10 protein-coding genes are annotated in these 14,437 nt (G+C 69.8%); 6 read left to right on the forward strand and 4 right to left on the reverse strand.

Features of this window, described 5'->3' with window-relative positions; genetic code table 11:
- Positions 1-32: 32 nt before the first annotated feature.
- The gene (locus AB0B91_RS13920; protein WP_358318638.1) at positions 33-1,172 is read left to right on the forward strand and encodes a polysaccharide deacetylase family protein; all 1,140 of its coding nucleotides are present in this window, start codon (positions 33-35) and stop codon (positions 1,170-1,172) included.
- Positions 1,173-1,371: 199 nt separating this feature from the next.
- Positions 1,372-2,856, forward strand: coding sequence for a 30S ribosomal protein S1 (gene rpsA, locus AB0B91_RS13925; RefSeq protein WP_214637589.1), 1,485 nt, complete (start codon positions 1,372-1,374; stop codon positions 2,854-2,856).
- Positions 2,857-3,041: 185 nt separating this feature from the next.
- On the opposite strand, the gene AB0B91_RS13930 is transcribed toward rpsA, so the two are convergent.
- On the reverse strand, positions 3,042-3,437 hold the full coding sequence (locus AB0B91_RS13930; RefSeq protein ID WP_358318639.1) for a MerR family transcriptional regulator: 396 nt from the start codon (positions 3,435-3,437) through the stop codon (positions 3,042-3,044).
- Positions 3,438-3,496: 59 nt separating this feature from the next.
- On the opposite strand from AB0B91_RS13930, the gene AB0B91_RS13935 reads away from it, so the two are divergent.
- Complete coding sequence (locus AB0B91_RS13935; RefSeq protein ID WP_358318640.1) at positions 3,497-4,204, forward strand: SDR family oxidoreductase; 708 nt, start codon at positions 3,497-3,499, stop codon at positions 4,202-4,204.
- Between the two features lie 44 nt (positions 4,205-4,248).
- On the opposite strand, the gene AB0B91_RS13940 is transcribed toward AB0B91_RS13935, so the two are convergent.
- Positions 4,249-4,440 (reverse strand): hypothetical protein, encoded by a 192-nt coding sequence (locus AB0B91_RS13940; RefSeq protein WP_358318641.1) that lies wholly within the window; start codon positions 4,438-4,440, stop codon positions 4,249-4,251.
- A 66-nt stretch (positions 4,441-4,506) separates the two neighbouring features.
- Positions 4,507-6,234 carry an NAD-dependent malic enzyme gene (locus AB0B91_RS13945; RefSeq protein WP_358318642.1) on the reverse strand — a complete coding sequence of 576 codons (1,728 nt, stop codon included), beginning with the start codon at positions 6,232-6,234 and terminating at the stop codon, positions 4,507-4,509.
- Positions 6,235-6,426: 192 nt separating this feature from the next.
- Here AB0B91_RS13945 and AB0B91_RS13950 point away from each other — a divergent pair, with 192 nt between their 5' ends.
- Together AB0B91_RS13950 and coaE are read left to right on the forward strand one after the other, a co-directional pair.
- The gene (locus AB0B91_RS13950; RefSeq protein WP_358318643.1) at positions 6,427-6,888 is read left to right on the forward strand and encodes a GNAT family N-acetyltransferase; all 462 of its coding nucleotides are present in this window, start codon (positions 6,427-6,429) and stop codon (positions 6,886-6,888) included.
- A gap of 9 nt (positions 6,889-6,897) precedes the next feature.
- Complete coding sequence (gene coaE, locus AB0B91_RS13955) at positions 6,898-7,500, forward strand: dephospho-CoA kinase (RefSeq protein WP_358318644.1); 603 nt, start codon at positions 6,898-6,900, stop codon at positions 7,498-7,500.
- Between the two features lie 14 nt (positions 7,501-7,514).
- Here the strand turns inward: coaE and AB0B91_RS13960 are convergent, their stop codons facing one another.
- Positions 7,515-13,082 (reverse strand): TIR domain-containing protein, encoded by a 5,568-nt coding sequence (locus tag AB0B91_RS13960; protein WP_358318645.1) that lies wholly within the window; start codon positions 13,080-13,082, stop codon positions 7,515-7,517.
- A gap of 171 nt (positions 13,083-13,253) precedes the next feature.
- On the opposite strand from AB0B91_RS13960, the gene AB0B91_RS13965 reads away from it, so the two are divergent.
- Positions 13,254-14,426 (forward strand): SLC13 family permease, encoded by a 1,173-nt coding sequence (locus tag AB0B91_RS13965; RefSeq protein WP_358318646.1) that lies wholly within the window; start codon positions 13,254-13,256, stop codon positions 14,424-14,426.
- Positions 14,427-14,437: the final 11 nt, after the last annotated feature.

Genomic DNA, 14,437 nt, shown 5'->3' on the forward strand with positions numbered 1-14,437 from the left:
GGGTAAATTTCACCGACTGGCACGGGAGCCTTGTGCGATCGTCAGCGTCCTACCCACGGGTCATCGCCATCGCGAACATCGGGGTGGCGGCCATCGGTGTGATGGCAGTGGCGGTCATAGGGTTGATGCTGCAGCTGCCCTCCGGCCGGGCCGTCCCCGGGCCACCGGCGGCGGCCAGGATCGGGCAGTCCGCGCAGCCCACCCCCGCCGAGCCCGTGCCGACAGTCGCCGAGCCCGTACCGACGGTCGCCGAGCCGCCCGGGGTGGTGTCCACGCCGGAGTTCGCCAAGCAGGTCAAGGCCAACGAGCTCGGCCTGGTGCCGGTGCTGATGTACCACCGGATACTCAAGAAGCGGTTCGCCTCGATCGACCGCACGCCCGATCAGCTGCGCAGGGAGCTGGAGAAGCTGGCCAAGCAGGGCTACTGGCCGATCACCGCCAAGGAGTTCGCCACCGGCGACATCCGGGTGCCCGCGGGCAGGTTCCCCGTCGTGCTGACCTTCGACGACGGGCACGAGAGTCACTTCAGGCTCGACGCGAGCGGCAACCCCGAGCCGAACACGGCGGTCGGCGTGCTCTTGGACGTGGCCCGGCGCTATCCCGAATTCCGGCCGGTCGCCACGCTGTGGATCAACCACGACCCGTTCGGGTTACGCAAGCCCGAGGAACAGGCGGCGGCCGTGCGGTGGCTGGTCGGTCACGGGTTCGAGGTGGCCAACCACACCTGGTCCCACCCCAATCTGGCGGCCATGCGGAAGAAGAAGGTCAAAGAGCAGATCGTCCGGCTCGAACGGCTGCTGAAGAAGTTAGGAGCCGGTCCGGCGATCACCATGGCCCTGCCGTTCGGGGCGATGCCGCACCCCAAGAAGATCGCCCGCCACGGCAAGTGGGAGGGCACCACCTATGACTTCGCCGGAGTTTTCCTGGCCGGGGCCGAGCCCTCGCTTTCGCCGTACGCGAAAAAATTCGATCCCGTGGCCATCCAGCGCATCCAGAGCAACGGCAACAAGGGCGAATGCCGCAAGTGGTGCTCGCAGTACTGGCTGGGGTGGCTGGACAAGCATCCTGGGGAGCGTTACGTGTCCGACGGGGACCCCACGAAGATCTCTATCCCGCAGCGTCTTCAGGGTAATATCGCACCAAAGCGGAGAGGCCAGCTCGTTGTCTATTGACCGGTGGCCGGGTGGTCGGATTGACCCCACGCTCAAGGTCTCATATGCTGATCGCTGCGCTGTGGGCTCGCGCGCGCCTCAGACGGAGCGGGCTCGCGCTCGGTCACGTCGATGTCGTCATTCCTCGGCTTGATGCGGAAGAGGGCCTGCCGCGCGTCCGCCACATCGACTTCTGTCCGCGTTCGGAGCAATTCCACACATGACGTCCAGCACTGAGGCCACCTCGAGCACCCCGCAGGTAGCGGTCAACGACATCGGGTCCGAGGAAGCCTTCCTCGCAGCGATCGACGAGACCATCAAGTACTTCAACGACGGCGACATCGTCGAGGGCACCGTCGTCAAGGTCGATCGAGACGAGGTTCTTCTCGATATCGGCTACAAGACCGAGGGTGTCATCCCCTCGCGTGAGCTTTCGATCAAGCACGATGTCGACCCCGCTGACGTCGTGGAGGTCGGCGAACACGTCGAGGCCCTCGTTCTCCAGAAGGAGGACAAAGAGGGCCGCCTGATCCTGTCCAAGAAGCGCGCTCAGTACGAGCGGGCCTGGGGCACGATCGAGAAGATCAAGGACGAGGACGGCATCGTCACCGGCACCGTCATCGAGGTCGTCAAGGGTGGACTCATCCTCGACATCGGCCTCCGTGGCTTCCTGCCGGCGTCCCTGGTCGAGATGCGCCGTGTCCGCGACCTGCAGCCGTACGTCGGCCGCGAGCTCGAGGCGAAGATCATTGAGCTGGACAAGAACCGCAACAACGTGGTCCTGTCCCGCCGCGCGTGGCTTGAGCAGACGCAGTCCGAGGTTCGCCAGACGTTCCTCAACACCCTCCAGAAGGGGCAGGTCCGCAAGGGCGTCGTCTCCTCGATCGTCAACTTCGGTGCGTTCGTGGATCTCGGCGGCGTCGACGGCCTGGTCCACGTGTCCGAGCTGTCCTGGAAGCACATCGACCACCCCTCAGAGGTCGTCGAGGTTGGCCAGGAGGTCACGGTCGAGGTCCTCGACGTCGACATGGAGCGCGAGCGCGTCTCCCTGTCGCTCAAGGCCACTCAGGAAGACCCGTGGCAGCAGTTCGCCCGCACCCACCAGATCGGCCAGGTCGTGCCGGGCCGCGTCACCAAGCTGGTGCCGTTCGGCGCGTTCGTCCGGGTCGAGGAGGGCATCGAGGGCCTGGTCCACATCTCCGAGCTGGCCGAGCGCCACGTGGAGATCCCGGAGCAGGTCGTCCAGGTCGGCGACGAGATCTTCGTCAAGATCATCGACATCGACCTCGACCGGCGTCGCATCAGCCTCTCGCTGAAGCAGGCCAACGAGGGTGTCGGCACCGAGGTCGAGTTCGACCCCACGCTTTACGGCATGGCGGCGACCTACGACGACCAGGGCAACTACATCTACCCCGAGGGCTTCGACTCGGAGACCGGTGAGTGGCTCGAGGGCTTCGACAAGCAGCGCGAGGAGTGGGAGCGGCAGTACGCCGAGGCTCAGACCCGCTTCGAGGCGCACAAGAAGCAGATCGAAGAGGCTCGCAAGGCGGAGGCCGAGGCGGGCGAGGCCGCTCCCTCGTCCTACACCGGCGAGACCGCGGCTCCGGCCAGCAGCTCGGGCTCGTCCGCTCCGGCGGCCGGCGCTCTCGCCTCCGACGAGGCTCTCGCGGCTCTGCGCGAGAAGCTCGCGGGTGGCCAGAGCTGACCTGGTTGGCTAGCTAGCAGAGAAGGACCCCGCACCATCCGGTGCGGGGTCTTTCTTTTGCGCAGGGTTCAAGGAGTTCGACGGCTGGCCCGCCGAGGTTGTCCGGGGTTGTCATGCGAACTAGCTGGTCAGCGGTGAGGGCTTGCCGGTCCTGCTCGGGGAGGTTCCGCAGGGGCGATCATCGGCTAATGACTCGCCTCTGCGGTGACGCCTCGGTCCGCGATCCACGTGCAGCCGTTCTCGGGGATTTCCGTGAGCGCGATGACCGTGTCCAGGCGGTCACGGGTACGGGTCAACGCGGCGATCTGGGCATCGATGCGCTCGCGCTCGGCGGCGAGCCGGGCACGCGACTCCGGAGTGCTGACCTTGGCTTCGACACAGGGCAGCAGTTCGGCGATGGTCCGGCTGGACAGGCCGGCCGCGTAGAGCATCTGGATCAGCTGGACACGGTCGGCCGCCGACTCCGGGTAGTGGCGCTGCCCGGAGGCGCTCCGGTTCGCGTTCAGCAGACCCTGCTCCTCGTAGTAGCGCAGGGCCCGCACGCTGACGCTCGACCTCGCCGCCAACTCGCCGATACGCACTGTGACCTCCGACACAAGACTTGCCTCTGACGTCAACGTCAGGTTTTAGCCTATCCGGTATGAAGATAAACGGAGCAAATGTGCTGGTAACCGGTGCCAACCGCGGCCTGGGCCGGCAATTCGTCCTGTCCCTCCTCGATCGCGGCGCCGGAAACGTGTACGCCACCGCCCGTCGCCCGGACCTCATCGACGTGCCAGGGGTCATCCCGCTGCACCTCGACATCACGGATCCGGCATCGGTCGCCGCCGCGGCCGCCGCGGCGAGCGACGTGAAGATCGTTATCAACAACGCGGGAATCTCGACCGGGGCGAACCTGGTCACCGGAGACCTGGACCCGATCCGCCGCGAGATGGACACCCATTTCTACGGCACCCTCAACGTGATCCGCGCCTTCGCGCCCCAGTTGGCCGACGGCGCGATCCTCAATGTCCTGTCCGCGCTCTCGTGGCTCGCCTTCGACGGCGCGGGCGCCTACCATGCGGCGAAGTCCGCCGAATGGGCGCTCACCAACGCCGTACGCCTGGAGCTGGCCAGCCAGCGCACCCTGGTGACGGGCCTGCACCTGGGCGCCGCGGACACCGACATGATGGCCTGGTACAACGGCGACAAGACCGCCCCCGAGGTGATCGTCGCGTCGGCCCTCGACGGCATCGAGGCGGACCGGCCCGAGGTGCTCGCCGACGACTGGAGCCGCCAGGTGAAGGCGTGGCTGTCCAAGGACCCGAGCGTCATCTACCGGGAGGCGGCGGCCGCCCTCACGGCCTGACTCGCTGATCCTGAAGGTCACGGCACCTGCGGCCGTGGCCTTCTTCAGTCGCCGTCCGGGGTTGGTACGCCGGGCTGGGTGAGGCGTTCGGGGATGACGATCTTGTCGTAGAGGCCCGCGGTGATGCCGCATGGGAGTGCGGCGTCCTTGAGCGCCAGGCCCTTGTCGAGGGCGTAGTGGGCGATGCGGGCGGCCTGGTCGTAACCGACGACGGGGCTGAGCGCGGTCACCATCATCGATGTTGTGGTGCAGCGTCTCGGTGTTCAGCCGAGTCCCTTCGACCAGGTAGGTGCGGAAGTGGTCTATCGCCCGTTCCCGTGGATCGGCCGGTAGCGCGGCTGCCACATGGCGTCTTGGACCTGCTGGACCGTGTCGCGCAGCGTGGTGCGTGCCAGGTGCTCCTCGGCTGCCCGATCGGCGACGGCTACCGCTACCGTGGCCGATACCTCGCGCAGGTTGTCCACCTGGGGCAGCAGCGAGGCCCCCGGGGCAGAGACGTCGACCAGGCTGCCGACGGCTTCGGCGGCCGCCTGGAACATGCCGGGACTGACCCGGCGCGCCCGTGCCACCACCACACCCAGCCCCAGGCCGGGATACAGCAAGGCGTTGTTGGCCTGCCCAATGGCGTAGGTGATGCCGTTGTAGGTGATCGGCTCGACCGGGATGCCGGTGGCGATCAGAGCCCGGCCGTCGGTCCAGCGGATGAGGTCGCCGGGCGTCGCCTCGATCCGTTCGGTCGGGTTGGAGATCGGGAAAATGATCGGCCGCTCGACCCCCGCGGCCATCATGCGCACGATCTGTTCGGTGAACGCGCCGTGGGCGGTGGAGGTGCCGAGCAGCATGGTCGGCTTGACGCGCTCGACGACCTCGGCCAGCGAAATGCCCTGCTCGCCCCGGGTCCAGTCGGCGACCTCGTCGCGCGGCCGGGCGTAGGGCTGCTGGAAGTCGCGCAGGCCGGTCATGTCGTCGACCAGCAGGCCCTGCTGATCGATCGGCCAGATCCGCCGGATGGCCTCCTCGTGGTCCAGGCCGTCGCGGATCATCGCATCGCGCAGCTGGTCGGCGATGCCGATGCCGGCGGTGCCCGACCCGAAGATCACGATTCGCTGCTCGCGCATCGAGGTCATCGACGCCTTGACGGCGCTGAGCATGGCGGCCAGCACGATCGCGCCGGTGCCTTGCATGTCGTCGTTGAAGGTGCAGATGCGCCCGGTGTACTTCTCCAGGATCCGCCGGGCGTTGGACGGGCCGAAGTCCTCCCAGTGCAGCAGGGCACCGGGGAACATCCGGGTGGCCGCGGTGACGTAGGCGTCGATGAAGTCGTCGTAGCGCTGCCCCCGCACCCGGGCATGCCGGTTGCCGAGGTAGTCGGGGCCGTTCAACAGCGCCTCGTTGTCGGTGCCGACATCGAGGGCGACCGGGATGACCCGGCCGGGATCGATCCCGGCGGCGGCGCTGTAGACAGCCAGCTTGCCGGCCGCGATCCCGGCGCCGCCGCCCACTCCCCAGTCCCCGATGCCCAGGATCTCCTCGGCGTCGGAGGCCACGATCAGATCGACGTCGTCCGGCCCCAGCTGGAGGCTCTTGAACGCCCGCTCGATCCCGTCCGGGTCGTCGACGGACAGGTACACGCCCCTCGGACGGCGGTACTCGTGACTGTAGGTACGGATCGCCTCGGCCACTGTCGGGTCGTAGACGATGGGCAACATCTCGCGCAGATGATCGGCCAGAAGCCGGTAGTAGAGCACCTCGTTCCGGTCCCGTAGCGCTTCCAGGTAGACGTTCTTGAGCAGATTCGTGGGCTGTACCCGGTACTGCGCGTACACCCGCCGCGCCTGCTCGTCCAGGGTCTCGGTCACCGGTGGCAGCAGCCCTTCCAGGCCCAGTTCGGCCCGCTCCTCCTGTGAGAAGGCCGTGCCCTTGTTCAGCAGCGGCTCCCGCAGCACCGCCAGGCCCCGTAGCGACGTCACGTAGCTGCCGTCCGGCTGCTCCGCGAACATCAGGTTGGGCATCCTCTTCCCCGGCGACATGGTCATCCCCCTTCTGCAAGCACCACAGCCCCGGACATACCAGGGCGAATGTCCTCCTCTCTGCCGTTCCCCGGACGGGCACGTGGACGCCGACCTCCAGCTAAAGGACCAATCACGGGTCCACGAGTCGTACGTGAAGAGACCTTGAGGGACGCGAATGACGCGGGCGCAGGGCTGGAGTAGGGTGCTCGCGTGGAGATCGAGCGTGCGCGGGCCGCTGACGCCGGTGAGATCCTCACCGTGCAGCGGGCGGCGTACGTGACCGAGGCGCAGCTCTACGGCGACCCGTTCCTGCCGCCGCTCCTGGAGTCCGTGGAGCAGATCCGCAAGGGCATCGAGACCGGCATCGCGTTAAAGGCCACCGACGGCACCCGGATCGTGGGCGCCGTACGCGGCCAACTGTCCGGCACGACCTGCCTGGTCGGGCGCCTGGTGGTGGCGCCGGACCGGCAGGGTCGCGGCCTGGGCCGGGCGCTGCTGGAGACGCTGCACGAGCAGACGCCGGAGGCGACGGCCTTCGACCTGTTCACCGGCCATCTGTCTGAGGCCAACCTGCGTCTCTACCGCCGCCTGGGCTACCGCGAGACCCGCAGGGAGCGCATGGACGATCACCTCACGCTGGTGCACATGCGCCGTGATCCCGATCACGGATAGGCTTTCCGGGTGCTGAAAATCGGGCTCACCGGCGGCATCGGTTCGGGCAAGAGCGAAGTGTCCAAGCGCCTCGCGGCCAGGGGCGCCGTCGTGATCGACGCCGACAAGATCGCCCGTGAGGTGGTGGAGCCCGGCACCCCGGGCCTGGCCCGGGTCGTCGCCACCTTCGGCGAGGAGGTGCTCCATCCCGACGGCTCGCTCAACAGGGAGAAGCTCGGCGCCATCGTGTTCGCCGACCCTGACAGGCTGGCGGCGCTCAACGCCATCGTGCACCCGCTGGTGGGGGAGCGGGTCGCCGACCTGCAGAGCCAGGCGGACGCCGACGCGATCGTGGTCTACGACGTGCCGCTGCTCGCGGAGAACCGGCTGGCGCCGATGTACGACGTGGTCATCGTCGTGGACGCCGCCGACGAGGTGCGCATCGCCCGCCTGGCCGAGCATCGCGGCATGCCGGAGCAGGACGCCAAGGCCCGCATCGCGGCACAGGCGACCCGCCAGGAGCGGCTGGCGGTCGCCGACATCGTGATCGACAACGAGGGCGATCTGGACGACCTGGAGGCCAGGGTCAGCCAGGTCTGGGACGATCTGGTGACCCGGTCCGGACGCGGCTGACCGGGGCGGGGTTCTCAGAACGGGGAGTCGAGCGGCACCTGACGGACACCGGACAGATACGGATCCAGCTCACCCAGCTCGAACCGCGACATCCCGATGACGTGCCAGAACTGCCCGGAAACCTCCCCCTGGATCTTGTACCTCCCGTCGGGGGCGAGCGCCGCCCAGCCCTCCGGCAGGCCCAGCAGGGTGGCCCGCCGCTCCGCCCCCGCCCAGAGGATCACCACCCCGTCGTCCCCGGCACTGGCCAGCAGATCGGCCGCGGGGCTGAACGCCACCGACCACACCCGTCGCGTGTGCCCCGCCAGTGTGCGCAGCTCCCGACCCGTGGCCGTGTCCCAGACCCGCACCATGAGGTCGTCGCCGCCCGTCGCCAGCCGCTCGCCCGTGGCGTCGAACGCGATGCTCCACAACCGTCCGGCGTGCTTGTCGAGCGTGTGCTGGAGGAGCGGCTGCCACGGCTGGCCGGGGCGCAGCTCCCACACCAGGGCGCGGCCGTCGTTGCCGGCGGTCGCCAGGTGCCGGCCCGTGGGCGAGAAGGCGACCGAGTAGACCCGGTCGGTATGGCCTTCCAGGGTGGCGACCCGGCCGCCTGACTCGACGTGCCACAGGCGTACCAGCCGGTCGTCGCAGCCCGTCGCCACGAAGCGGCCGTCGGGGCTGAAGGCGATCGAGCGGACCCGGCCTCGATGGTCGGCCAGGTTGCTCACCAGGCGGCTGGTCGGCCGATACCAGATCCGCACGCTGTCGTCGTCGTTCGCCGTGGCCAGCAGCGTGCCGTCGGGGCTGAACGCCTCGGCCCACACGTGGTCGGTCTCGGCGTTGAGCTCGCGCTCGTAGTCGCCGGTGACGGCGTTCCAGAAATGTACGCCCCCGTCGTTGCTGGAGGTCGCCAGCACGGGCCCGGCGGGCGAGAACAGGGCCGAGATGAGCCGGTCGGCGGTGCCGGTGACCTCGCGCAGGCGGCGTCCGGTGTGCGGCTCCCAGAGGCGCACGACGCCGTCGTTGCCGCTGGTGGCCAGCATGGAGCCGTCGGTGCTGAACCTGACCGAGGAGATCCGCCTGCCGTGGCCGCGCAGCACGCGCTGGCACTGGCCGCTGGCCGGATCCCAGAGGCGTACCGTCCCGTCGTTGCTGCTGGTGGCCAGCTGCTCGCCGTCGGGGCGGAACACGAACGGCCAGACCGAGCTGCGATGCCCGGCCAGCTCGACCCGCCGGCCACCGCCCACCTCCTGCAGCCGGACGACGCCGTTGGAGTCGCCGGTGGCCAGTGTCCGGCCGTCGGGGGAGAAGACGACCTGGTAGACGGACCCGGCATGGCTGGTGTGGACGCCGTGCGCCTGGCCGGCCGGATCCCACAGTCGTACGGTCCCGGCCGTGTCCCCGCTGGCCAGCAGTGAGCCGTCGGGTGCGAAGGTCAGGCAGTAGATGCTGCCGGGGTGCCCCTTGAGCTCGTGGCGCAGCGTCCAGGAGGCCGCGTCCCACAGGCGTACCGTTCCCGCCTCGTCGCCGGTGGCCAGCAGCGACCCGTCCGGGCTGTGGACCGCGCGGAAGACCGAGCCGCGGTGGCCGTCGAGCGTGCCCGTCACCTGTCCGGACGTCAGGTCCCAGATCCGCACCACGCCCGCCGAGTCACCGCTGACCAGCACCGAGTCGCCGAACGACACCGTGTAGACGGGTGCCTGGTGGCCCGCGAGCTCGTGGACGAGCCGGCCGGTGGCGGTGTCCCAGACGCGGATGACGCCGTCGCCGCCGCCCGCCGCGACCAGCTCGCCCGACGGACTGAGCCGTAGCGGCCAGACCCCGTCGGCATGGCCGCGCAGCTCGCGCAGGTGCTCGCCGGTGAGGGCGTCCCAGAGCACGACCCGGCCGTCGCTCGCGCCGGTGGCCAGCACCTTCTCGGCGAACGAGACCGCGTAGACGCGGCCCCGATGCCCCTGCAGCGTCCGTACGGGCGCGCCGCCGACGCACAGCAGCACGCCGCCGTCCTCGTTGCCGACGGCGATGGTGGACCCGTCGGGACTGTACGCGATGGGCTCCGGCAGCCGGCTGGTCTGGAAGTGGTAGCCGTACGGGACGCCGATCGCCGCGGGCGCGAGCTGGATCTCGACCGGCTGGCCCGGCACGACGGAGGCGCCCGGCAAGTGTGGCAGCGTGCCCGTCACGTTGATCAGCGTGGCCCGGTGCCAGCGGGCGCCCTCGGCGGAGACGTCGCTCAGGTCGGTATGGGCCAGCCGCGCCCCCGACAGGTCGGCCCCGGTCAGGTCGGCGCCCGCCAGCTTGGCGCCGTCGAGCCGCGCCCCGGTCAGCTTGGCGTCGCGCAGGACGGCCCGGGACAGGTTCGTGCCGACGAGCGTGGCGTCGGTCAGGTCGGCGCCGGTCAGGTCGACCTCCTGCAAGTCTCTGGCCGAAAGGTCCTCGCCCTTGAGGTTCGCGCCCCGCAGGTCGGCCCGGGCGGGGGTACGCAGCCGCGCCGAGATCTTGACCGCGTTCGCCCGCGAGACGTCGTCGGCGGGCGGGTCGGACACCCACGCCCGCAGCGCCCTGATGTCGGCCAGGTCGCACAGGAATTCGACGGTCAGCGCCGACAGCGGCCTGCGCGACAGCACCAGGGGCGCCTCGATGGTGGCGGCGACGTGCCGGGCGATCAGCCATTCCATGACCGAGGAGTGGATGAACCCGAACATGCCCTCCTCGGTGCGCACCAGCAGGCTTCCCGAGCCCATCGCGTGGGCGGTGTGCTCGGCGGACAGCTGCCCGCCTGCCAGGCCGGTCAGCGTCTCGGCGAGCTCGGTCAGCTCGTCGACGCCCAGCAGCGACTCGCCCGAGTCCCACAGCCGCAGCGCGAGCGCCGTCACGACCTGCCACAGCTCCTCGGTGGTCAGCGGGGTCGGCGACCCCGGCACCTTGGCCCGCCGCTCCTCGAAGGCCAGCCACGAGCCGAGAATCTCCTCGTACAGCAGCGCCGGGCTGATCGTGTGGCGGGCGCCGGCCACCGTGCGCAGCCGGTCGGCGTCGAGGTCGGCGATGAAGCTCAGCATCCGCGGGTTCTGCGCCAGGTCGAGCAGGTCCGTGATGCTCTCCATGAGCGACATGCGCGCCGCCGCCGCGTCGCCGTCGTCGAAGCGGTTGGCCAGGTAGGTGCGGATCTGGTCGTGGGTGAAGTCCTCGACGCTGAGCACCCGCCGCTGCGGCAGCACGCCGACCATCTCGCCGAGCGAGGTGAGCACCTGGCTGTGCGACTTGAAGTGCTGGGTACGGCTGGCGACCACGATCTTGGCCTTGTCCTCGGCCGCGGCCAGTAACGTCGACAGGTGGTCGGCCGCCCGGTCGTAGGTGAGCCGGGTGACCAGCTCGTCGAACCCGTCGAACAGCAGCACGATCCGCCCCTGCCGCAGCAGGTAGCGGAACGCCTTGAGGTCGATGAACTCCTCGCCGTGGCCGGCCAGGTGGGCGGCGACGAGCGCGTCGACCGAGTGCGCCTTGTCGAGTGCCCGCAGCTCGATCAGGATCGGCGTCAGGTGCGGCAGCTCGGCCGGGATGCGCCTGGCCAGCTCGCGCAGTGCGAAGGTCTTGCCGTGGCCGAAGTCGCCGAGCAGCAGCAGGAACCGGCCGTGGTCGGCGGACAGCAGCCGCATCAGCTCGTCCGTCAGGCCTTCTCTGACCTGGTGTCCCGGCCGGTCGAGTTCGCGGTAGCGCTGGGGGACGTACAGGCTGGGCGGGTAGCGGCGGTCGGTGGTGAGCCTGGCCGTCTGCTCGGCGACGTAACCCGACAGGTCGAGCAGGCCCTGGAACTCGGTGAAGCTGCGTAGCCGCACGCCTCTGCGCATGAGCTCGTCGCGGAGCGTCCTGGCCGGGGGCGACCCCTGGTAGACCAGCTCGGCCGCGAGGTCGGCCGCGTGCGCCTGCCGGACGAAGCCGTCGGCCTCGGCGGCGGTCAGCTCGCCCACGTGCGCGCCGATCATCGTCTGCCGGACGAACCCGTCCTCGGGGTGGGTGACGACCAGGTGGGCGGTGAACCGGCGGATCCTGGCCCGCTCGTGCCTGGCTTCGCAGACCTCGGTGATCCGGTCGAGCAGCAGGTCCACCGGGCCCGGCTCGCGCTCGACCGGCGCGGGCTCGGGGGCGCGGGCGGCCGGCGCCTCACCGGTGAAGGTGGCCTGGGCCGAGCGCCAGCTGTGCGAGACGCGCTCGGGGCGGTCGGTGTCGGGCAGCCAGGTGCGCAGGCCGTTCTTGGTGATTTCGACGACGTGGTGATGGCCGGAACGCGGCGCGGCGACGGCCGCCTCACCTGCCTCACCCGTGCCGTGGAAGAGCAGGTTGAGCCGTCGGGAGAGGACCCGGTCGTAGGTCGGCGCGTCGCGCAGGATGGACGGCGGATGCCCGATCGCGCCGAGCCGCAGCCAGGCGCTCTCCTCGTAGGGACGCAGCCGCTCGGCGAACCAGGCCGCCTGTCCCTCGCCGAGCAGGGGATAGGCGTCGCGTTCGAGGTGGCTCATGGCCATCGTCGAGTTGAGCCCGGCCACCACCACCCTCAGGTCCGGCACCTCGAACAGCGTCCACGGCTGGCCGCCGTCGAACACCCGGTCGTCCAGCCCCTGGTACACCTCGCCGAACAGGCCCGCGAAGTGCCGCCACTTGGGCCAGTAAGGGGGCTGCGGGGAGACGTCGTCGGCCTCACAGGTCAGGAAGTAGGCGCTGGCCGCGGCCTTGGTGACGTCGCGCGGGCCCGGCACGATCACCAGCCGGTGCGGCTCCAGGCCGATCAGCAGCCGCAGGTCGGTGATGAACCGCGTCGCGTGCCCGAACTGCCCAAGGCTGCCCGACTCGGTCAGGTCGCCGGTGACCATCATGAGGTCGGGGCGTGGCATGCCCCGGTCGTACATCGACGTCAGATCCGCCCAGATCCGCGCCTGCATGTCCTCGGGCGTGAACGGCTCGCCCGGATCGGGCAGGGCCCGGCCGAACCGGGGGCCGCCGATGTGCAGCACGGTCAGCGACTCGCGGCCGCGGTCGGCGGTGGCCGACGGCGGGAACTTCGGCGCCGACACCGGGGTGCGCCGGGCCCGCGAGCGCTCGCCGGGCGGCGGCAGCGTCGGCGCGGGCAGCGGCAGGCCCGCACCCCTCGGGAAGTCGGGCGCCGCCTCGGGCTTGGCCCGGCCCGACATCGCCTCCCTGACCCGGCCCAGCAGCAGCGCCCTGGCCTGGCCGGAATCGGTGACGCCGAGCAGGTCCACCCAGGTGATCGTGGACAGCAGCCCTTCGAGGCGTACGTCTTCGAGCCGGATCGTGACCAGCTTGTTGGACGGGTTGTCGGGGTCGGCGCGGAGCGCGGCCTGCCACTCCATGCGGCCGTAGCGCGAGGTCAGGTAGTTGCGCGAGAGCACGGCCACGACCACTTGGGCTTCGCTGACGCCGCGGTCCATGAAGTCGATGAAGTTCGTGCCGGGCACGAAGTCCCATGCCTGGATCATGGTCTTGTAGCCCGCCGCCTCCAACTCCCAGGCGATCCAGGTCGCCCAGGCCGTGTCGGCGGGGGAATAGCTGACGAAGATCTCTGTCGGCCTGCCGTCACGTGCCATTCCGTCAGTATCCCCTGTGGGACCGGCGTTTGCAGGCGAGGGAGCGCCGTCGTCTGGAGGAGGAGCGCCGGGAGCGTAGCGACCAGAGCGACGGGGGAAGACGGCGGCATCGGGCGACCGAGCCCGCCTCACGAAGTGAGGCCATAAACAGGGTTGTGCGATCATCGTCGGGTGTGGCGACGTCTCGGTGTGCTCGACTGGATCCGGATCGGGCTGCTCGCGCTCGGCCTGGTCTTCGTGGCGACCGGGCTGCTTCCGTGGCGGGAGGCCACCGCGAGCCTGGACGAGATCGGGCCGTTGCTCGTCTTCCTGGTCGGGATCATCGTGCTGGCGGAGCTGACCAAGGAGGCCCAGGTCTTCGACGCCATCGCGGCGCGGATGGCGGTGCTGGGGCGGGGTAACTACGTCGCGCTCTTCTTCCTCTGTACCGCCTTCGCCTCATTTATTACGATATTTCTTAATCTCGATACGACTGCGGTGCTGCTCACCCCGGTCATGCTGGCGCTGGCGCCCAGAGCGCGCATCGCCGCGCTGCCCCTGGCGATGACCACGATCTGGTTGGCCAACACCGCCAGCCTGCTGCTCCCGGTCTCCAACCTGACGAACCTGCTCGGCATCAACAAGATCGCTCTTGACGCGCAGCGGTTCGCCGGGCGGATGTGGGCGCCGCAGATCGTCTCGATCGCCGTGACGATGGCCTTTCTCTGGGTCTTCTACTGGCGCCGGGGCCAGCGGCGCGACCTGCGTTACACGCCGCCGGTGCTGGAGCCGGTCGCCGACCGGGTGCTGTTCGCCGCCGCGGGCGCGGGCTGCCTGCTGTTCATCGGCGCGCTGCTGCTCAAGGTCCAGGTCGGCGCGGCGGCCTCGGCGGCGGCGCTGGTCGTCGTGGTGGCCTTCTTCGTGCGCGACCGCGCCCGGCTGACGTGGAGCCTGATCCCCTGGCAGCTCCTGATCTTCGCGACCGGCCTGTTCCTGGTGGTGCCCACCCTCAGCCGGTACGGCCTGGCCGACCTGATGCGCTGGATGATCGGCGCCGAGGGAGATCCCTACCGGACGGCGGCGGTGGGCGCCGGGCTGTCCAACCTGATCAACAATCTGCCCGCCTTCCAGGCCATCGCGAGCGTCATCCCGTCGAGCGACCAGGATCGGCTGCTGTCCCTGCTGGTCGGCACCAACGTGGGGCCGGTGATCACGCCGTGGGCGTCGCTGGCGACGCTGCTCTGGTTCGAGTCGTGCCGCCGCCACGACGTACAGGTCCCGATGCGCCGCTTCCTGGCCACCGGCGCCGGGCTGGCGGTCGTCGGCATGGTCACCACCGTCTGGGCCCTTGTCGCTTTTGGCTGACCAGCCGTCAG

Source organism: Nonomuraea sp. NPDC049141 (assembly GCF_040648415.1).
Taxonomy (GTDB): Bacteria; Actinomycetota; Actinomycetes; order Streptosporangiales; family Streptosporangiaceae; genus Nonomuraea.